Source organism: Cupriavidus necator A5-1 (assembly GCF_000744095.1).
In the GTDB taxonomy this organism is placed as follows: Bacteria; Pseudomonadota; Gammaproteobacteria; order Burkholderiales; family Burkholderiaceae; genus Cupriavidus; species Cupriavidus necator_A.
Window position 1 is genome coordinate 2,370,137 of sequence record NZ_JQLI01000001.1, and the last position, 20,344, is coordinate 2,390,480.

Here is a 20,344-nt window from a genome sequence, read left to right on the forward strand (position 1 = left end):
CCCGCGTGAATCGCAGCACACAGGCATTATCGATCATGCAGCTCTATAGTTTCTTCAACAGCTCGACGTCCTACCGGGTGCGCATCGCGCTGGCCCTCAAAGGCCTGCCGTACGACTACCTGCCGGTCAACATCCGCACCGGCCAGCACCGCGAGCCGGAGTATGTCGAGGGCATCAACCCGTCCGCGACCGTGCCCGCGCTGGTGGATGGCAGCTTTACGCTCGGACAGTCGTTCGCGATCATCGACTACCTGGACGCGCTTCATCCCGAACCGCGCCTGCTCCCGCAAGACCCGGTACAGCGCTCGCGGGTGCTGGAACTGGCCACGCTGATCGGCTGCGATATCCACCCGGTCAACAACCTGCGCGTGCTGCGCTACCTGCAGGACGTGCTGAAGGTCACGCCCGAGCAGAAGGACGCCTGGTACCGCCATTGGATCGATGAAGGCATGGCCGGCATGGAGCGCCTGCTGGCGCTGCACGGACATGGCAGGTGGTGCTTCGGCGATGCGCCAACGCTGGCCGACATCACGCTGGTGCCGCAGGTGGCCAACGCGCTGCGCATGGGCTGCGACCTTGGCCGCTACGAGCGCGCGATGGCGGTCTATGCCCACGCCAGCGCCCATCCAGCCTTTGCCCAGGCGGCGCCTGGGCGCCAGCCCGACCACACCGCCTGACGCATCGCGCAGGCCAGGAGACAAGACATGAGCAGTACCAACAACGCGACCGGCAAGGTCCTCATCATCGGCGGCGGCATCGGCGGCCTGGCCGCGGCGCTGGCGCTCGCACGCCAGGGCATCCGCATCGAACTGCTGGAGCAGGCCGAACAGATCGGCGAGATCGGCGCCGGCATCCAGCTCGCCGCCAACGCCTTTGCCGCGTTAGACGCGCTCGGCGTGGGCGAGGCCGCGCGCAGCCGCGCGGTCTTTACCGACTACCTCAGCCTGCGCGATGCGATCGATACCAGCGAGATCGCCCGGGTCGACGTGGGCCAGGCTTACCGCGAGCGCTTCGGCAACCCGTATGCGGTGATCCATCGCGCCGATATCCACCTGTCGATCCTGGAGGCGGTGCAGGACCATCCGCTGATCACCTTCCGCACCAGCACGCGGGTGGAACAGCTGCTGCAGGACGACAAGGGCGTGACCGTGATCGACCAGCACGGCGAGCACCACCGTGGCGACGCGGTGATCGGCTGCGACGGCGTCAAGTCCGCCATCCGCCAGGCGCTGATCGGCGATGAGCCCCGCGTCACCGGCCATGTGGTCTACCGCGCCGTGGTCGACGTCGCCAACATGCCGCAGGACCTGCAGGTCAACGCACCGGTGGTGTGGGCCGGCCCGCACTGCCACCTGGTCCACTACCCGCTGCGCGGCGGCCAGCAGTACAACCTGGTGGTGACCTTCCACAGCCGCGAACAGGAAACCTGGGGCGTGCGCGACGGCAGCAAGGCAGAAGTGCTGTCGTACTTCGAAGGCATCCACCCGCTGCCGCACCAGATGCTGGACCGCCCGACCTCCTGGAAGCGCTGGGCCACCGCCGATCGCGACCCCGTGGAGCGCTGGAGCTTTGGCCGCGCCACCATCCTCGGCGACGCTGCGCACCCGATGACCCAGTACGTCGCGCAGGGCGCCTGCCAGGCACTGGAAGATGCCGTCACGCTGGGCGAAGCGGTGAAGGTGGCGGGCGGCGATTTCGAAGCGGCATTCCAGCTTTACGAGCAGGCCCGCATCCCGCGCACCGCCCGCGTGCTCTACGCCGCGCGCGACATGGGCCGGGTCTACCACGCCAAGGGTGTGGACCGCCTGGTGCGCAACAGCCTGTGGACCGGCCGCACGCAGGCCCAGTTCTACGACGCGTTGCAGTGGCTGCATGGCTGGCGCGCCGACAAGTGCCTCAGCCAGACGCCGTGGCAGTAGCGCGCTGACGCAGCTTTCCTTTTCTCTCGCAGCAAATCCCGATAACGATCCGGCGGCCCATGGAGCCGCCGGCCGTGACTCGCCCCTGATCCCTGGCAACAAGGAGGAGACACCATGCCTGCCAGCCAACCCCTGAATGTCACCGCGTTCATCGACCGCCAGCCGCTGTCGGCGTTCCAGGTGACCATCGTCGTGCTGTGCTTCCTGATCGTGGCCGTCGATGGCTTCGACACCGCTGCGATCGGCTTTATCGCGCCTGCCATCCGTGCGGAATGGCAACTCACGCCGGCGCAGCTCGCGCCGTTGTTCGGCGCCGGGCTCGGCGGCCTGATGGCCGGCGCGTTCCTGTTCGGCCCGCTGGCCGACCGCTTTGGTCGCAAGAGCGTGCTGGTGCTGTCGGTCTTGTTCTTCGGCGCGGCCAGCCTGGCCTCGGCGTGGTCGCATGACTTGTGGACGCTGGTGCTGCTGCGCTTTCTGACGGGGCTCGGCCTCGGTGGCGCGATGCCCAACGCGATCACCTTGACGTCGGAGTTCTGCCCCGACAAGCGCCGCTCCTTCCTCGTCACGACCATGTTCTGCGGCTTCACGCTGGGTTCAGCGTTTGGCGGCCTTGCTTCGGCCGGACTGATCGAAGCGTTCGGCTGGCGCTCGGTGCTTGTGATGGGTGGCGTGCTGCCGCTGGCGCTGGTCGTCCTGCTGGTGTGGCTGCTGCCGGAGTCGGTGCGCTATCTGGTGCTGACGGGCAAGTCGCGGGAGCGGATCGTGGCCACGCTGCAGCGCATCGCGCCGAAGGAGGATCTGCGGGATGCGACCTTCTCGGTGGGTGAACGGCGCACCACCAGTTCGCCGGTGCGGCACCTGTTCCGTCCCGAACTGCTGCGCGGCACGCTGCTGTTCTGGCTGACGTTCTTCATGAGCCTGCTGGTGATCTACCTGCTGTCGAGCTGGCTGCCTACGCTGCTGCGTAGTACCGGCCAGTCGATGCGGACCGCGGCGCTGGTGACCACGATGTTCCAGATTGGCGGGACGGTGGGGGCGATCGTGCTGGGATGGCTGATGGATCGGATCAATCCGCACTATGTGCTGACCGCAAGCTATTCGTTGGCGGCGCTTTGCATTGCGGCGGTGGGGAGTTTTGCTTCGGAACCGATCGCTGCGGGGATTGCGGTGTTCTTTGCCGGATTTTGCATCTCGGGCTCGCAAGTCGGCGGCAACGCGCTGTCTGCGAACTTCTATCCGACGGATTGCCGTGCCACTGGCGTGAGTTGGGCCAATGCCGTCGGCCGGATGGGATCGGTCGTGGGCTCGGTTGGCGGGGCGACGATGCTGTCGATGGGGCTGGGGATGCCGGCGTTGTTTGCCTTGATCGGCTTGCCGGCGCTGATCGCTGCGATGTCGATGTTTTCGCTGGGGGTGGTGAGGCGGGGGAGAGTGGTGGAGAGGTTGGCGGTTTGAAGATTGGCTTCGGAGCGATGATGCCACCGAAGTAGTTAAGCAATCATTCTCCGCCGCGCTGAACGCAAGCCGCCAACGCTGGTGTACGCTCCCCCCTCTCGCGCAGTGGGAGAGGGGAGCCAACCGGCAGCATTCAGGCTTAGTCAGTAATCTGGAGCCAGCGAAGTATCGCTGGCTTTTCACTCTGATTTCGTTTCCGGCGCAGCCCAGCGTGACGGCTTGTAGGGTGCAGTCAATAGACTAGGATTGCAATCGATAAAATCGAGTCGGGGCTGTGGCTATGGCAATTCTGATGGTGCGCAATCTGCCTGACGAGGTGCATCGCGCTTTACGGATGCGTGCAGCCCAACACGGCCGCAGCATGGGGGCAGAAGTCCGCGAGATTCTGGAAAATGCGGTGAATCCGGAGCAGCGAGTCCGCATGGGCGATGCGCTGGCGGAGGTTGGCCGCCGCGCAGGGCTGACGGACGATTTCGGAGCATTGGACCTCGTGCGCGACAAGGCGCCGGCGCGGCGGGTGCGGTTTGAATGATCGCATAACGCATGGTGAATGGGGCGGGATGCCCTCGTAACCGCCGCCTGTGCATGCAGCGCAGTGGTATCGAACACCGGCAGGGCCACGTCGTCTTGCCCGAGCAGCAGCGTGATTTGCGTGCAGCCGAGGATCACGCCTTCGGCGCCCTGCTCCGCGAGCGCGGCGACGATGCGCTGGTATTCGGCCCTTGCGTCATCGCGCACGATGCCGTGGCATAACTCTTCATAGATGACCTGGTGTACCCATTCTCGGTCCGCCTGCTCCCGCACCACCACGACGATGTCGTGCAACTCAATCATCCGCGCGCGATAGAAATCCTGCTCCATCGTGAAGCGCGTGCCAAGCAAGCCGACGCGCCCGATTCCCGCCTGGCGCAGTGCCTGCGAGGTGGGATCGACAATATGAATGAAGGGCACCTTCAACACCGACTCGATGGCCGGCGCCACCCGGTGCATGGTATTGCTACACAGCAGCACGAAAGCCGCACCTCCGGCCTCCACCTGCCGCGCTGCCTGCTGCATGCGCCTGCCGAGTTCGTCTCACTGTTGTGCGTGCTGCAGTTCCTTGATTTCTTCGAAGCAGACGGTGGCCATGATGCTACGAGCATTGCGATGCCCGCCCAGGCATGCCTTCATGCCCAGGTTGATCAGCCGGTAATACTCGGCGGACGATTCCCGACTCATGCCGCCGATCAGCCCGATGGTCTTCATGTTTGCCTTCCCCTTGCGCCGTCAGCGCTTGTAACGTGGGGCAAGTTAGCAGTGCGGAATCGTTGCGGCCATGGACAATTCCGGCGAATCCGACCTTGCCAGTCCCGGTAATGCCGGCCACAAAGGTCGGTCGCGGCAGGCCCTACAGCTTTCCTTCAATCGACTTGCGCTCCAACCAGATTTCCTGCACGAACGGATCCGTGACGCCATAGACCCCGTGCCCCTTGCGCATGATCAAGTTCGTCGCCATCAGTTCATTGACCACCGGCTGTGCCTCCTCGATACGGACTTCGCGTCCGATTGCCGCGGAATACGCGGCGGCGGACTCCGCCGAGAACAACCCGCGGGCGTCACCGTCAGAGCAGGCTATGCGGTCGAAGATCGCTGTGGCTAGTCCGCCCAACTGTTCGAGCTTCATCAGTTCGAGGTCCGCGGCTGTCGATCGGAGCGTATTGGCGATCACCGGCAGATGTTCGTCCGGATTGCTGCCTTGCGGCAAATGGAAGTGCAATTGCCGCAAGGCCTTGATCATCTCTTCGGGACGGCTGCCCAACGCACGGAACGCCTGGACCGCTACCTCCGGCGACGGCAGGGCGCTGAATCCCTCGGCCGACAGGCGTTCAAGCAGGTACGCGACATAGTCTTCGCCGAGTACCGGGTAGGAGATCGAGGTGGCACCGGCGAAGGCCTGGTTGCGGCGTGCCGTCAGTTCGCCTACCAGCGCCCGGTGCGAACCAGTCCCTACGAAGAGGAAGTACCCTGGCGTGCCGGGGCGCGGGTTGATGGCGTCGCGCGCAGCCTTGAGCGCGAGCAGCATCCGGTTGCCTTCCTCGGAGGTAATGGCGTGCTGCACCTCGTCTACGATCAGGACCACGTTGGTCTTTGCTTTGTCGACCACTTCCGCCAGCGCCTGGGCCAGCGTGGCCCCGCCGGGCTCCCCGACACTGTCCAGCTTGAATCCGAACTTGAACCCAAAGCCGCCGATGTCAGCACCGGCAACTCGCTTCAGGTGCTTGAGGGCTGCAGAGCCGGGCTGCTCCAGATCGGCTAATGTTCTTTTCACCGCTGCCAGAATGAGTGCGGCAGGGCTGCGCTGCGTGTCGCTCCAGAGATCGACATAGATCACGATCGCCCCGTCGGCCTCCAGGGCCGGAACGAGGTCGTTGAGCAGGAACGTGGTCTTGCCGGTGCGCCGTAGCCCAGACAAGAAAAGGCCGGAACGCAAGCCTTCGTCCAGGACCCCGGGGTGCAGCAATTGCCGCGCCATCTGGGCGGCAAGGGCAGGGCGGCGATAGATGTTGGTCATGGCGCACTTATGGGAAATTATTGGATTCCAATAATTATAGTCCAGCCATAATTTGCACTAAACCATATGCTGCTGGCGTGACCCTATGCTTCCATAGGTGCAGTAAAGATATCTTTTTGGGTGCATCCCTCTCAACCTTCAGCGGCGTTGTGTTCGCCGACACCCGCCACAAAATCCTCCCCCTCCGGCAACCCCAACGAAAACCTTACCGGAAAATTCACAGCAATCCCGTCCTCGCCGGCTACCCGCCGCACCACCTCCCGCGCCTGGACGTGAGGGTCTTCGAACAACGCCGTCGCCCCCAGCACCGGGGAGAATGGAATATCCAGCGTTCCGAAGAACACCTCCCAATCCGCCAGGTCACGGGTACGGAACACCGCTGCCAGCAGGTCATTCACCGCCAGCTTGTGCCCGTACCGCCCCGCACGCGTGGCAAAGCGCGGATCACGCAGGTCGGGAAACGCTTCGCCAAGCGCCTCGCACAGGTTGACCCAGAACTTGTTCTCCAGGATCCCCATCGCGAGATGACGGCCATCGCGCGTCTCGAACAGGTCGTTCTCCGGCATCACCGTCGGCGATTCCTGCGGCGCCGCCTCATGTCCCCGCGCCGCCCATGCCCCGTGCGCGGTCCAGCACAGGATCGCATCATGGATCGAGACATCGAGATGCTGCCCGCGCCCATGCTGTCGCGCACTCATGATCGCAACGGCAAGCGACAGCGCAGCGTAGCCGGACGCGGCATAGTCCGACACCCGCACGCGCGGACGCGACACCACGTCATGCACCTGTACCGGCGTCGCCCAGTATCCCGCCAGCGCAAGGTAGTTCAGGTCATGCCCGGCGTGCTTCGCATAAGGACCGGTCTGGCCGAAGCCGGACACGGAACAAAGCACGATGGCTGGGTTGACCGCCGCCAGCGCTTCATAGGCCAGCTTCAGCCGCGCCATCACGCCCGGACGGAACCCCTCCACCACGGCATCGGCATTGCGCACCAACTCGAGAAAGGCTTCGCGGCCCGCGTCCGTCTTCAGGTCCAGCGCAACCGAGCGCTTGCCGCGATTGAACTGCGCAAACACCGCCGGCCCAAGCTGTCGTGCGGTATCGCCGGTACCGGGCTGCTCGACCTTGATCACATCGGCCCCCAACTGCCGCAGCAGACTGCAGGCGTGCGGCCCGGGCAGCAACTGGCTGGCATCGATGATGGTGACGTCCTTCAGACAAGACCATTCTGGCTTCATGCGGAATCCCGTTCTCAAATGCGGAGGGGCTAGCCCAGGTCGCCAACCATGCCGATCGACTTCATCAGCTCGCCATAGCGGGTATTGTCGGCGGCGACCACGGTGCCGAACTGCGCGGGCGATGCGCTGCGGCGCAGCTCACCCGCGTTGGCCTTGAGCTGGGCATCGAAGACGCCGGCGGTCTGCAGCGCGCTGACGGCGGCATGGAGCTTCTGCGTCAGTTCGGCCGGGAAGTTGGCCGGTGCGAACAGCCCGCTCCAGTTGTCGATGACAAAGCCCGGCGGCAGTGCCTCGGCCATGGTCGGCACGTCGGGAAAGAAGGGCGAACGCGCCGCGGCAGTGACCGCCAGGACGCGGATCTGCCCGTTGCGCACGTATTGCGTGGCAGTGCCCAGCACCGGCATGCCGAACTGGGTCTGGCCAGTCAGCATCGCGGTGATGTTCTCCGGCGCGCCCTTGTAGGGGATGTGCACGGCATCGCAGCCGGCCTGGTGCAGCATGGTCTCGACCGCGAGATGGGCGATGCTGCCCTTGCCGCCGGAGCCGTAGTTGAACTTGCCGGGCGCCTTCTTCATCGCGGCGACCAGTTCGCCGGCGGTCTTGCAGGGCGACGATGCCGGCACGACCAGCGCCGTCGGGCCGCCGGAGAGCGCCGTGATCGGCGTGAAGTCACGCGCCGGGTCATACGGCATCTTGCGGTACATGTGCACGTTGATCACATGCGTGTTGGCGAGAATCCCCAGCGTATAGCCGTCCGGCGCGGCACGGCGCAGCGCGCTGGCGCCGATGATGCCGCCGGCGCCGGGCATGTTCTCGACCACCAGCGGCTGCCCGAGCTTGTTGCCCAGCTCCGCCGACAGCGTGCGGGCAACGTTGTCCGGCGTGCTGCCGGCGATAAACGGAACGATCAGCCGGATCGGGCGGCTGGGGTAGGGTGCGGCGGCGCGCGCGGGCAGCAGCAGGCTGCCCAGCGCGGCGGCGCCGGCGGTGGCAAGCCAGTCTCGGCGGTTCATGCGTAGTCTCCGTGGTCTTGTCGTATTGTCTTCATGCCGGCGGCGACCGTGCCGCCGGCACGGTCATGCGTTCTGCTGCAGCGGTTCGAGAATAGTGCGCGCGATGGTGTTGCGCTGGATCTCGCTGGTGCCGGTGAAGATGCGGAACATGCGCAGCTTGCGGAAGGTCTGCTCGACCGGATGGCCGCGGGTGACGCCGACGTTGCCGTGGATCTGCACGGCCTTGTCCGCCACCTCGAAGCAGCGTTCCGAGACAAACAGCTTGCAGGCCGCGGCCTTCATGCGCAGGTCGGCGCCGGCATCGGCCAGTGCCGCGGTGTGCGTGATCATGCTTTCGCAGGCCCAAAGCGCGGCGGCCATGTCGGCCAGCATGTGCTGGATCGCCTGGAAGCGCGCGATCGGGCCGCCGAACTGGCGGCGCTGGCCGGCGTATTCCAGGGACGATTCGTACGCCCGCGTCGCCAGCCCCAGCATGGTGGGGCAGTGCAGTAGCCGGTTGACGTTGATTCGCGACATGCCCAGCTTGAAGCCATTGCCCTCGCCGCCGAAGATATTGGCGCGCGGCAAGCGCACGTTGTCGAAGTGGATATCGCCATCTATGTGCTGGCCGGACATCGGCACGTACTCGTTGGTCACGGTCACGCCGGGCAGGTCCAGGTCGACCAGCACCGCGCTGATGGCAGGCGGCGTGGTGCTGGCGTCGGTCACGCACATGACGATGGCGAAGTCCGCGAACGGCGCGCCGCTGATGTAGTGCTTGCCGCCGTTGATGACGAGGTCATCGCCGTCGGCGATGGCGCTGGTCTTGATGCTTTGCGCATCGGAACCGGAGTGCGTTTCGGTCAGCGCGAAGCAGGTCGATTTCTCGCCGCGGATGACCGGCTCGAAGTACTGCTTCAGCTGCGCCGGCGTGGCGTACTTGAGCATATTGCCCACACGCGGCGGGCCCCCAGGTCGCCCAGGACGTGCGGGGCCAGGGCGGAGCCACTGGCCGCCAGGTCGGCCTTGAGCGCGCATTGCTCCTGGATGTTCAGGCCCTTGCCGCCAAGTGCCGTGGGCAGGCAGGCGGCGTAGAAGCCCAGCTTGCTGGAGCGGCGCCAGACATTGCGCAGCGTCTCGCGCGGCCATGCGTCTTCAGAGTCCAGCCCGAGTTCGCGCTCCAGCGGGCGCAGTTCTTCGTCGATAAAGCGGCGGATGCCGGCGCGCGTTTCGGCAAGGACGGGGTTGGTCAGGTGATCGAACATAACAGTCTGGCTCCTTAATTGACGCGGCGCTCGACGCCTTGCCAGTAGCCTTCGCGCACGATCTTGCGGGCCAGCTTGCCGCTGGCGTTCTTGGGCAGTTCGGCGACAAAGTCGACCGAACGCGGCGATTTGTAGTCGGCAATGCGCTCGCGGCAGTGCGCGATCAGCTGCTGCGCGCTGGCTTCGCAGCCCGGCCGCAGCGTGACCACGGCCTTGACGCTTTCGCCCCAGGTGTCGTCGGGTACGCTGATGACGCAGGCTTCCAGCACGTCGGGGTGCTGGTACAGCGTGGCTTCGACCTCGGTCGGGTACACGTTGAAGCCGCCGGAGATGATCATGTCTTTCTTGCGGTCCACCAGGTACAGGTAGCCGGCCTCGTCCACGCGCGCCATGTCGCCGGTATGCAGCCAGCCGTCGACGATGGCCTCCCGGGTCAGCTCTGGCTCGCCCCAGTAGCCCTGGAACACGTCTTCGCCGCGGATCACCAGTTCGCCGATCGCGCCCACCGCGACCTCCTGACCCTGCTCGTCGACCACGCGCACTTCGGTTTCGTTCAGGGCGCGGCCGCACGAGGCCAGGCGTTCGGGATGATGTGCGATCGCTTGCGCGTGGTCTGCCGTCGACAGGCGCGTAACGCCGGAGGTCGATTCGCTGGCGCCATAACCCTGCGACAGGATCGGCCCGATGCGCTCCCACGCCTCGCGGATGCGCGCCGGCGCCATCGGCGCGGCGCCGTAGGCCAGCGTCTTGAGGCTGGACAGGTCCGTCTGCGCCAGCGTGGGCTCGGCCAGCAGCATGTTGATCATCGCCGGCACCATGAACACGTGCGTGATGCGCAGCCGCGCCACCTCGGCCAGGAAGTGCGCGGGCTCGAATTTGTCGAACAGCACCAGCGTGGCGCCCAGGTAAAGGTAGGGCTGCATCAGCATGCCGGAGGCGTGCGTGACCGGCCCGATCAGCGCCAGACGGTCGCCGGGCCGGGCCGGGCGGTCCATGCCGGCCACCATCTTGCGCAGCGCTGCCATGCGGTTGCCGTAGCCCTGCATGGCGGCCTTGATCTTGCCGGTGGAGCCCGACGAGAAGTGGAGCACCGCCAGGTCGTCGGCTGCCGGGGTAATGTCGGGCGGGGTGGTGCCAGAGCTGGCCAGCAGGGATTCGTAGCCGACATAGCCGGCCGGCGCGTCCCCGATGGCGATAAAGGTCTCGATGCTGCCAAAGCCCGGCGTTGCACTCGAATACCCGGTATAGCCGGGCCCGGCGATCAGCACGCGCGGCGTGCAGTTCTCGACCACGTCGCTGGCTTCGGCCGCGGTAAAGCGGGGGTTGAGCGCCGCCTTGACCAGCCCGGCCTTGTACAGCGCGCATTCCAGCTCGACCAGCTCGGGCCGGTTGCGCGCCTGCACCGCCACGCGGTCGCCGCGCTGCAGGCCCAGCGCCAGCAGCGCGTTGGCCAGGCGGGTGGAGCGCTCTTCCAGCTCGCGGTAGGTCACCACCTGGTCTTGGTAAAGGATGGCGGGCTGATCGCCCCAGTAGCGCGCGGCGCGGCGCAGGAAGTACGCGAAACCCATGCTGTCTCCGTGATGCTCGATGGTCTGTGCGGGCGTTTTTGTGTGTGCCCGTGCGCCGTAGTCTGTAAGATGGCTGGCATCACCACAATGAAGCAATGGCTATAAAGTCATAACCATCGGGAATGAGGTAATGGAGACGCGGGATATCGAATACATCCTCGCCGTGGCGGCGCACGGCGCCATTGGCCGGGCGGCCGAGGCGCTGGGCATCAGCCAGCCGGCGCTGACCAAGGCGGTACAGCGGGTGGAGATGCAGGCCGGGCTGCCGCTGTTCGAGCGCACCGCCAACGGCATGACCGCCACCTACGCCGGCACGCGTTTCCTGGAGCGGGCGCAGCGGATCCGGCTGGAGTACGAGGACGGGATCAAGGAGATGCTGGGCATCCGCACCGGCGAGCAGGGCATCCTGCGCGTGGGCTATTCACCGTCGATTCCGGGCAAGGTCATCCTGGGTGCCTGCCAGCAACTGGTGCGCGAGCGGCCGGTGGCACGGCTGCGGCTGCGCCGACGCCTGGCGCGCGACCTGCTGGACCTGCTGGCCGCGGGTGAACTGGATATGGCAGTAGCGCCTGCCCCACAAAAGCAGGCGGTCGCGGGGGATTTTGCGGTGGAGCCACTGTTCGACGACCGCCTGGTCGTGGTGGCGGATGAAGGACATGCGCTGCTGCGGCGGCGCAAGCTGCGGCTGGCGGACCTGGCCGACCAGGAATGGTTGCTGCCCGAAGCGCATATCACGCTGCGCCAGCAGGTCGATGCCGCCTTCCGCCAACGCGGGCTGCCCGAGCCCAGGCCGCGCATCGAGATCGATTTCGGCAGCACCTCGCTGTTCGCACTGATGCAGGGCACGCAGATGCTGAGCATCGCAAATGAAGGCGGCGATGCCATGCAGCATGGCCTGCGCGCGCTGCCGCTGGCGCTGGAGGAACTGGACCTGCGCCGGCGCATCGGCGTGATCACTCGCGCCGGCGCCTACCTGTCGCCGCTGGCGCAGCGGCTGACGGCGCTGCTGCGCGAGCACAGCCGATAGCAGCGCCGGCGCTTATTGCAGCGGGATCTTCGCCACGACGGCCAGCCGCTTCCAGCGCACGATCTCGTCCTTCTGGTACTGGCGCATTTCCGCTGGTGACGACAGGATCAGCTCGGTCGACTGGCGCGTGTAGTAGTCGCGCACGTCCGGCGCGTTGCCGGCCTGCGTGAACAGGTCTTGCAGCCGCTTCACCACCGCGGGCGGGGCCTTGGCGGAGATCGCCGCGGCCACCCAGTTGTAGGCCAGGAAGTCCGGCAGGCCGGCCTCGACGATCGACGGCACTTCCGGCAGCAGCGGCGAGCGCTGCGGCGCGGTAAAGGCCAGCGCGCGGATCTTGCCGCCGCGCGCGAGTTCGATGGCGCCGGTGGCATCGACCACGGCAAAGTCCACGTTGGCCGCCATCACGCCGTTGATGGCATCGCCCGCGCCCTTGTACGGCACGGAGGTGGTCTTGATCTTTGCCAGCTCATTGAGCCATTCGCTGTACAGCGTGTACGAGATCGAGCCCGAGCCGTAGTTGAGCGCGCCGGGCCGCTTGCGGGCGTCTTCCAGCAGTTCCGCCAGCGTGCGGTAGGGCGAGCTGGCCGGCACGATGATCAGGCACGGCCCGCGTGACAGCAGCGTGATCGGCGCGAAGTCGGTCAGCGGGTCATAGGGCAGCTTGCGGAAGGTGGCGGCGTTGGTCGACAGCGTGGAATTGCTGCCGATAAACACCGTGTAGCCGTCCGCCGGCGCGTTCAGCGCGGTCTGCACGCCGATAAAGCCGTTGCCACCGGGTTTGTTCTCCACCACCACGCCCTGGCCGGTGAGCTCGCCGATCTTCTTGGCGAACATGCGCGCGGTGGTGTCGGTGCCGCTGCCGGCCGGGAACGGCACGATAAAGCGCATCGGGCGTGTTGGGAAGACATCTTCCGCGGCTGGCGCGGTCAGCGGTGCGGCGATGCCCGCCAGCGCTGCGGCGGCCATGCCCAGGAAGCGGCGGCGCGAACGAAAAGGCTGTTGCATGGTGTCTCCTTCAGTCGGAAAGAAAGCCCGGCGTGTGGCCCGCCGGTGCATGGGGTCAGTGAGGCTCAGCGGCGCAGGCCGAGCAGGTCGCGCGCTATCACCCAGCGGTGCACTTCGCTGGGCCCTTCGTAGATGCGCATCAGGCGGGTTTCATTGGCCATCTGCTGCAGCGGCAGTTCCTTGGTCATGCCCATCGCGCCAAAGGTCTGCATCGCCTGGTCGATCACTTCCCAGGCCATTTCCGTGGCGAAGACCTTGATCATCGATACCTGCGTACGCGCCTCGGCGCCGGCATCGATGCGGCTGGCGGCCTCGTACGTCATCAGGCGGCAGGCGTGGATGCGCGTGGCGGCATCCGCCACCCACCACTGGATCGCCTGGCGCTGCGCCAGCGGCGCGCCGAAGGTCCGGCGCTGCGGCGCGTACTCGCAGATCATGTCGAGCGCTCGCTGGGCGCGGCCGATGCACCACGCGGCCATCTGCACGCGGCGCGTAGACAGGCGCGCCTGCATCGGGGCAAAGCCCTGGCCTTCGGTGCCCAGCAGCTGCGAGGCGGGGATGCGGCAATCCTCCAGCACGACTTCATAGGTGGAGGCGCCGCCGATCATCGGGATGCGCCGCTCCACGCGCAGGCCGGGCGTGCCGCGCTCGACGATAAAGGCCGAGATGCCGCCACGCGCGCCCTTGGCCTTGTCGGTGACGGCCATCACGATGGTCCAGTCGGCCCGCGCGGCGCGGCTGATCCAGATCTTGCGGCCGTTGAGCACCCAGTCGTCGCCGTCGCGCTCCGCGCGCGTGGTCATCATGGCGGGGTCGCCGCCGGCGCCGGGTTCGGAAATGGCGATGGCCGAGACCGTCTCGCCACGCGCATATGGCGCCAGGTAGCGTTCGCGCTGCGCGTCGCTGGCAGTCAGCATCAGCATGCGCAGGTTGGGCGAGTCAGGCGGCAGCTCGTATGGCGTGATGGTCTTGCCGAGTTCTTCGTTGACGCCGACCATCGCCACCACGGGCAGGTCGGCGCCGCCCATCTCGGTGGGGGCGTCCAGCCCCCACAGGCCGAGCTCGCGCGACATGCCGTCCAGGCGCGCGTGTTCTTCCGGCAGCAGCGTCAGCTGCCCGCCCTCGGCCTCGCGGGCCAGGACCGCCGGTTCCAGCGGAATCAGCTGCTCGCGCACAAAGCGCGCGACCAGGTCCTTGAGCATGCGGTGTTCTTCATCCAGCTCGAAATTCATGCGTGTCTCTCTTTGTTATGCCATGCCGCCGTTTTTGCCACCATGCGCGGCAGGCGGGGTGATGCCGATTTCCTGCAGGACCTCGGCGGTGTGTTCGCCCAGCGCCGGTGCGTGACGGCGCAATGACAAGGGCGTGGCCGAGAAGCGCGTGGCCGGGCGCACTTCGCGCAGCGGGCCTTCGGTGGGGTGGTGGGTAGCCTGGAACAGCCCCACGGCGCGCAGGTGCGGATGCTCGACCAGCGCATCGAGGCCGTAGATCGGCGTGGCGGGGATATCGAGCGATTCGAACAGCCTCATCCATTCATCCGTGGTGCGCTCAGGCGTCAGCTCGGCCAGGTGGTTGTACAGCGCGCGGATATTGGCATTGCGCTGCGCACGGTCGCCTACCTCGTAGCGGTCGGCAAGGTCGTCACGGCCGACCGCGCGGAAGAAGGCGTGCCAGTGGCGTTCGGTGTAGGGCAGCGCGCAGATCCAGCCGTCGCGCGTGGGCGCGGGGCGGCGCCCGCCCTGCAAGAGCCGCGCATAGCCGGCGCCGGCGGGGGCGGGCTCGAAGGTCAGGCCGCCCAGGTGCTCGGCCATCACGAAGGCGGCCATGGTTTCGAGCATCGGCACTTCGACCGACTGGCCCACGCCATGGCGCTCGCGGTGCAGCAGCGCGGCCAGCACGGCGTTGGCCAGCGCCAGCCCGGTAGTCTTGTCGGCGATCAGGCTGGGCACGTATTCCGGGCGCTCGCCGCTGCCCGAGCCCAGCGCCACCAGCCCGCAGCCGGCCTGGATGATGTCGTCGAAGGCGGGTTTGTCGCGGTGCGGGCCGTCCTGGCCGAAGCCGGTCGCCACGCAGTAGACGATGCGCGGGTTGATGCGCGCCACCGCGCCGTAGCCAAAGCCCAGCCGCTCCATCGCCGCCACGCGCATGTTGTGCACCAGCACGTCGGCACCGGCGATCAGCGCGCGCAGCGCTTCGGCGCCCTCAGGCGTCTTCAGGTCGAGCACGGCCGAGCGCTTGTTGCGGTTCAGCGCTAGGTAGATCGAGCTCATGCCGGCGTGCTGCGACACACCGTTGGCGCGCATCAGGTCGCCTTCCGGTCCTTCGATCTTGATCACGTCGGCGCCAAAGTCCGCCAGCACCTGCGTCGCCAGCGGGCCGAGCACGACCGAGGTGAGGTCCAGCACGCGGATGCCGTCCAGCGGGCCGGCTGGCGTGGCGCGGGGTGCTTGTTGAGGCACGGGTTCCCTCCTTGTCGGCTGCATGGCTTAGCGGCGGTGGAACACCGGCGTGCGGCGTTCGGCCATCGCGGCCACGCCTTCGCGGAAGTCTTCGCTGCGGAACTGACCGCGCTGGATCGCCAGCTCGCGCTGGTTGACTTCGGCGATGCGGTCGGCCAGCCCCTCGCGCAGCGTGGCGCGCGTGGTTTCAACGGCCAGCGGCGCGGAGGTGGCGATCTCCTGCGCCAGCGCCATGGCGCGGTCGTTGACGTCGGCCTTGGCCACCAGCTCGTCGGCCAGGCCGATCGCCACCGCATCGGTGCCGGTGATGCGGCGGCCGGTGTAGAACAGCAGCGCGGCCTGCTGCTCGCCCACCAGCCGCGGCAGCGTCACGCTGAGGCCGAAGCCGGGGTGGAAGCCCAGCCGGTTGAAGTTGGCGCTGTAGCGCGCCTCGGCGCACGTCACGCGGAAATCGGCCACCAGTGCCAGCCCCAGCCCGGCGCCGATGGCAGCCCCTTCCACCGCGGCGACGATGGGCTTGCGGTTGTGGTAGAGCTTCATCGCATGCACGTAGAAGCCGGCGGGGTCGTTGGCGACCTCGCCCTGGCCGGCGCCGCTGAAATCCGCGCCGGCGCAGAAGGCGCTGACTCCGGAAGCCAGCACGATGGCGCGGCAGCCGGGGTCGTCGTCCAGCGCCAGCAGGGTGTCGGCCAGGCGCCGCATCAGGTCGGCATCGACAAAGTTGTGCGGCGGACGGGACAGCACGATGCGGGCTACGTGGCCGTCTCGGGTCAGCTGGATATCGGCATCGGATGACATGCGGGGCGCTCCTCTGTGATTGGGTCCGGCGCGGGCCGGTGGAGCACACAGTATTCGCGCTGCGGCGCCTCGCCGCTATACTCGAATTTCGCTTACTGAAATTATGCGGAGATGGCTGAGACAGCACGGGAGCAGGCGTCGACGCGGCGGCTCACCCACCAGACCGGGCGTTTCACCCGCGACACCGCGGGCAGCCAGTCGCTGGAGCGGGGGCTGCTGCTGCTGCGCGCCTTCCGTATCGGCACCACCAGCCTGACCAATGCCGAGCTGGCGGCGCGCACCGGCCTGCCGCGTCCCACCGTCAGCCGGCTGACGCGCTCGCTGGTGGACGCGGGCTTCCTGCGCTACGACGTCAATGAGCGCGCCTACCGGCTGGCGCCGGTGGTGCTGAGCCTGGCCGATGCCTTCCGCCACGCCAACGGCGCCGCGGATATCGCGCTGCCGCTGATGCGCAAGGTGGCCGAGGCCGACAAGGTCAACGTGGGGCTGGCCGTGGGCGACCAGCTGGAGATGGTGTACCTGGCCTCGATCCGCCACAGCCGCGACAGCGTCTCGCGCACGCGGCGCGTGGTGCCGGGCTCGCGCGTGCCGATGGAGCTGACGGCGATCGGGCTGTCGTGGCTGGGGGCATTGCCGCCGGGCGTGCGTGAGGACATGCTGGCGGGCATCGCGGCGCGGCAGGGCGAGGCCTGGCCCGCCATGCGCACGCGCGTGCTGCGCGCGATTGCCCAGTCGCAGCAGCGCGGCTTCTGTACCGCTGCCTACCAGCCCGGGCACTTGCTGGCGGTGGGCGCAGCGTTCTGGGGTCCGGATCAGCAGCTGTACGGGCTCAATATCAGCTTCCCGTATTCAGCAAGCGAACGCGGGCGCGACAACGCCCGCTATGCGGCAAAGCTGGAGCGCCTGGTGGACGATATCCAGGCAGCGTGGCAGCGAGCCGGTGCTGGCTAGCCCCGGCGTCAGTACACCGGCGCCATGCCGGCGGGCCGGTTCTTGAAGCGCCGGTGGACCCAGTAATACTGCTCCGGCATGGTCGCGATCTGGGTTTCCAGGAAGGCATTCATGCGGCGCGAATCCTCCTCCACACTGCCCGACGGAAAGCCCTCGAGCGGTTCGAACACGCGCAGCCGGTAGCCGCGGTAGTCGGGCAGGACCTCGGTGGTGAAGGGCACCACGCGCGCGCCGGTCATGCTGGCCAGGCGCGAGGCCGAAGTCAGCGTGCAGGCCGGCACGCCGAAGAACGGCACGAACACGGAATCCGTGACGCCGAAGTCCATGTCCGCCGCCAGCATCACCGGGCAGCCGGCGCGCAGCGTGCGCACCACCTGCTTGCCGCTGCCGCTGCGCGGGATCATCTCCGCGCCGAAACGCCCGCGCTGCATGCGCGAGATCTCGTCGAGCATCGGGCTGGACATTTTGGTGTACAGCGAGGCCACCGGGTAGCGCATCGAATAGAACATGCAGCCGGCCTCGATCCCGACGAAGTGAAAGCCCATGAAGATGGTGGGCTGCTCCGCGCACGAGGCCAGGTCGATGCGGGTGTCCAGTTCGACCAGCTTGCCCAGGCGCTCGGCGCTGCCAAACCATTGGATGCCGCGCTCCAGGTAGCTGCGCAGCACGTGGCCGAAGTGATTGCGCGCCAGGTTTTGGCGCGTGTCTTCGTCCATGTCCGGGAAGCACAGCTTCAGGTTGGTGAGGACGATGCGGCGGCGGCGGCTGGGAATGCGATAAAGCAGCTTCCCAATCCCGTCTCCAATGCGTGCGGTCACGCCATAGGGCAACGCGGCAAGCAGCTTGAAGAGTGCGATGGTCAGTGCGGCCTGGAGCCGTTGAGTCATGAAGATCCTGTGGGGGCAGTGGCAGCGGCGGCGGGGCGTCGGCCCGGGCAGGCGGCTGCGCGGCAATGGTTGGGCGCCACGGACTCGTGGCGGGCGGCGTGCGCGCGAAAGCGGTGAAGAGCGATTGCCGGCCGCCCGGCCCGCGATGGGGCGGCGCCTGGCGCGGCACGGTGTGCGCGTCGGGGCTGAGAAAGCATGGCAGTGCGCAATGGCGGCCGCACCGGCGCGCGGGCGCTGTCGGGGGCGGCCCAGGTGCGCTATATGGCTCTGCGCAAGCTTTACCTGAAGGGCGCACTGTAGCACGCCCGCGCCCCTCGCTGGTGCTCCGCCAGCGTGCGCAGCCTTCCACTTGCCGGCGCTACAGCTTGCAGCCCACGCCGCGGTGCCGGGCGTCTTCCAGTTGCAGCCGGCGGCCGCCGATTTCGATATCCGGCAGCACCGGCGGCGCCAGCCGGAACGTGCCATGGGCGAGCGCCTCGCGCACGGCGGTGCAGTCCGGCCCGATATTGACCGTGGCGATCAGGCGCCATGCGCCCGCGGCGTCCTGGCCGAACACCGAGCCGTTGGCATTGGTGCCGGGAAAGAGCACGACATTGGGGGTGTCCTGCGCGGTCAGCGCCAGTACGTAGGCGTCGCAGCGCATGGTGCGCGAGGTCAGGCAGGCCGGCAGCCGCCAGCGTGGCGTGGCCTGCTGCCAGTCGTTGGCGAGGAATGACGGCGGCACTGTGCGGCCGGGCGTGCGCAGGTCCAGGTTGGCGGCGATTGTGGCGGCATCGGGCGCCGGCTGTGGCGCGCGCGCGCCGTCCGGGCCGCGCTGTTGCGCGGCCTGTGCGCTCAGTTCCCGGATGGCGGCGGCCTGTGGCGACGCGGTCTCGGCCTGCAGCCGCGCCAGCGCCTGCAGGCCATAGTTGCCGGCGCGCAGGCCCAGGTAGCTGAAATCAAACTGCTGGGGCGCCACGCGCCCGTCGAGCAGCCGCGCCACCTGGCTGTTGACGGCCAGCCGCGCGGGATCGGCCAGCGGCGTAAACAGGGCGGCCAGCACCACCAGCATGACCCAGGCGGTCAGCACATTGACCGGCGCCATCCGCTGCAGCGGCGCGCCGCGCCCGAGCGCGGCCCAGGCATAGCCGATGGCATAGCACAGCGCCACGGCCAGGCACGCGGCCATCAGCACGCGCCGCTCCGACAGGCCGTACTGGCCGATGCGCAGCGCCAGCGCATATGCGGCGATGGCCGCCAGCGGCAACAGTGTCAGGCAGGCGGCGCGGGCCGACCACAGCAGGGCGCGCGGCAGGGCCTCGTCTTCCTGCCCGCTCTTGAACACGGCGTTGACCAGCACCACCTGCAGCGCGATCACCGCCAGCAGCAGCATGCCGGCGTGCCGGGTTGCCCACAGCGGCGCCAGGCCGCGGAACGCCAGCGTCAGCAGGAAGCCGGCCACGATCAGCACCAGCACCGGCAGGATCCAGGACAGCAGCGTCAGCACCAGCGTGCGCACGCCGCGGATAAAGTCGTCGCGCACGTCGGTCAGGTGCAGGCCGGCCGCGAACGCCATGGCCACCACGGGGATGTTGAACCACGCGTCGCGCAGCAGCAGCTGCAGGAAATCGAGCTTCAGCAGCATGAACAGCGCGGCGCCCGCCCACAGCACCAGGTACAGCACCGCGGCGAACAGCCCCGCCAGGTGCAGCTGCAGGCCGAGCTTCCAGCTCAGCCGGAAGTAGGCCGGGTAGGGGGCAAAGGCCCGGCGCGCGGTTTCGCCGGCAAGGATCAGCGCAAAGCCGATAAACAGAATGGCCGATGCCGCCTGCACGGCCCGCATGGACGGATAGCTGGTCAGGACGCCCGACTGCCTTGCGGCCAGAGCGGCCGGATCCAGCTGGCGCCAGGCGTCGTGGTAGCCCAGCACCGCCACCACGGCGGCCAGCGCCGCGCCCCACAGCAGCAGCCGGCGCCCCGGCAACTGCGTGATGCCGACGACGGCCAGCGGTGGCACCAGCAGTGCCGACAGCAGCAGAGGCACGAATACCAGGCTGTTGCGGGCGAAGTCGGAATGGGCGGCGGCTTCGCGATACAAGCCATAGAGCAGCAGGCCTTGCACGATGCCGATCGCAATGCGGATGCCGAGGCCGGAGCGGCCGGGCTGTCCTGTATCGGGATGTTGATGGTGAGTCGACCCTGGGATGGTGCGCATGGATTTCCTTTTTTATGTGGTTCTGGACCGGAAAC

General features: G+C 67.5%; 16 protein-coding genes and 2 pseudogenes. 6 read left to right on the forward strand and 12 right to left on the reverse strand.

Annotated features, from left to right (window positions below; all coding sequences use genetic code 11):
• The first annotated feature begins 35 nt into the window (after nt 1-35).
• The 4 genes from maiA (at nt 36) to K307_RS10465 (ending at nt 3,906) form a co-directional block, all read left to right on the forward strand.
• Nucleotides 36-677, forward strand: a complete 642-nt coding sequence (gene maiA / locus K307_RS10450; protein WP_042878021.1) for a maleylacetoacetate isomerase — start codon at nt 36-38, stop codon at nt 675-677.
• A gap of 27 nt (nt 678-704) precedes the next feature.
• Complete coding sequence (locus tag K307_RS10455; RefSeq protein WP_042878023.1) at nt 705-1,919, forward strand: 3-hydroxybenzoate 6-monooxygenase; 1,215 nt, start codon at nt 705-707, stop codon at nt 1,917-1,919.
• 114 nt (nt 1,920-2,033) lie between these two features.
• Complete coding sequence (locus K307_RS10460) at nt 2,034-3,374, forward strand: MFS transporter (RefSeq protein WP_042878025.1); 1,341 nt, start codon at nt 2,034-2,036, stop codon at nt 3,372-3,374.
• A gap of 280 nt (nt 3,375-3,654) precedes the next feature.
• Entirely contained in the window at nt 3,655-3,906 is a 252-nt protein-coding gene (locus K307_RS10465) for a FitA-like ribbon-helix-helix domain-containing protein (RefSeq protein WP_042881775.1), read from the forward strand.
• A gap of 26 nt (nt 3,907-3,932) precedes the next feature.
• Here K307_RS10465 and K307_RS10470 read toward each other — a convergent pair.
• The 6 genes and pseudogenes from K307_RS10470 to K307_RS10495 all read right to left on the reverse strand — a co-directional run.
• Nucleotides 3,933-4,619: pseudogene (locus K307_RS10470) on the reverse strand (aspartate/glutamate racemase family protein); the annotation flags it as partial.
• A gap of 142 nt (nt 4,620-4,761) precedes the next feature.
• A complete protein-coding gene (locus K307_RS10475) occupies nt 4,762-5,925 on the reverse strand; it encodes an AAA family ATPase (protein ID WP_042878027.1) in 1,164 nt (387 codons plus the stop codon).
• A gap of 131 nt (nt 5,926-6,056) precedes the next feature.
• Nucleotides 6,057-7,163, reverse strand: coding sequence for a CaiB/BaiF CoA transferase family protein (locus K307_RS10480; RefSeq protein ID WP_042878029.1), 1,107 nt, complete (start codon nt 7,161-7,163; stop codon nt 6,057-6,059).
• A gap of 29 nt (nt 7,164-7,192) precedes the next feature.
• Complete coding sequence (locus K307_RS10485; RefSeq protein WP_042878032.1) at nt 7,193-8,176, reverse strand: tripartite tricarboxylate transporter substrate binding protein; 984 nt, start codon at nt 8,174-8,176, stop codon at nt 7,193-7,195.
• A gap of 63 nt (nt 8,177-8,239) precedes the next feature.
• Nucleotides 8,240-9,420: pseudogene (locus K307_RS10490) on the reverse strand (acyl-CoA dehydrogenase family protein).
• Nucleotides 9,421-9,434: 14 nt separating this feature from the next.
• Nucleotides 9,435-10,988 carry an AMP-binding protein gene (locus tag K307_RS10495; protein WP_042878034.1) on the reverse strand — a complete coding sequence of 518 codons (1,554 nt, stop codon included), beginning with the start codon at nt 10,986-10,988 and terminating at the stop codon, nt 9,435-9,437.
• 130 nt (nt 10,989-11,118) lie between these two features.
• On the opposite strand from K307_RS10495, the gene K307_RS10500 reads away from it, so the two are divergent.
• Nucleotides 11,119-12,015 (forward strand): LysR family transcriptional regulator, encoded by an 897-nt coding sequence (locus K307_RS10500; RefSeq protein WP_042878037.1) that lies wholly within the window; start codon nt 11,119-11,121, stop codon nt 12,013-12,015.
• A 12-nt stretch (nt 12,016-12,027) separates the two neighbouring features.
• Here the strand turns inward: K307_RS10500 and K307_RS10505 are convergent, their stop codons facing one another.
• From K307_RS10505 to K307_RS10520, 4 genes are all read right to left on the reverse strand, one after another.
• A complete protein-coding gene (locus K307_RS10505; RefSeq protein ID WP_051974807.1) occupies nt 12,028-13,020 on the reverse strand; it encodes a Bug family tripartite tricarboxylate transporter substrate binding protein in 993 nt (330 codons plus the stop codon).
• Nucleotides 13,021-13,085: 65 nt separating this feature from the next.
• The gene (locus K307_RS10510) at nt 13,086-14,252 is read right to left on the reverse strand and encodes an acyl-CoA dehydrogenase family protein (RefSeq protein ID WP_042878038.1); all 1,167 of its coding nucleotides are present in this window, start codon (nt 14,250-14,252) and stop codon (nt 13,086-13,088) included.
• A gap of 15 nt (nt 14,253-14,267) precedes the next feature.
• Entirely contained in the window at nt 14,268-15,479 is a 1,212-nt protein-coding gene (locus K307_RS10515; RefSeq protein ID WP_042878039.1) for a CaiB/BaiF CoA transferase family protein, read from the reverse strand.
• A gap of 27 nt (nt 15,480-15,506) precedes the next feature.
• Nucleotides 15,507-16,277, reverse strand: coding sequence for an enoyl-CoA hydratase/isomerase family protein (locus K307_RS10520; RefSeq protein ID WP_042878040.1), 771 nt, complete (start codon nt 16,275-16,277; stop codon nt 15,507-15,509).
• Between the two features lie 111 nt (nt 16,278-16,388).
• On the opposite strand from K307_RS10520, the gene K307_RS10525 reads away from it, so the two are divergent.
• Nucleotides 16,389-17,228: an IclR family transcriptional regulator gene (locus K307_RS10525; RefSeq protein ID WP_042878042.1), complete on the forward strand. Its 840-nt coding sequence runs from the start codon at nt 16,389-16,391 to the stop codon at nt 17,226-17,228.
• 8 nt (nt 17,229-17,236) lie between these two features.
• Here K307_RS10525 and K307_RS10530 read toward each other — a convergent pair whose 3' ends face one another.
• Both K307_RS10530 and K307_RS10535 read right to left on the reverse strand, forming a co-directional pair.
• Nucleotides 17,237-18,115: a lipid A biosynthesis lauroyl acyltransferase gene (locus K307_RS10530; protein WP_042878044.1), complete on the reverse strand. Its 879-nt coding sequence runs from the start codon at nt 18,113-18,115 to the stop codon at nt 17,237-17,239.
• A 358-nt stretch (nt 18,116-18,473) separates the two neighbouring features.
• Entirely contained in the window at nt 18,474-20,309 is a 1,836-nt protein-coding gene (locus K307_RS10535) for a DUF4153 domain-containing protein (RefSeq protein WP_051974809.1), read from the reverse strand.
• Nucleotides 20,310-20,344: the final 35 nt, after the last annotated feature.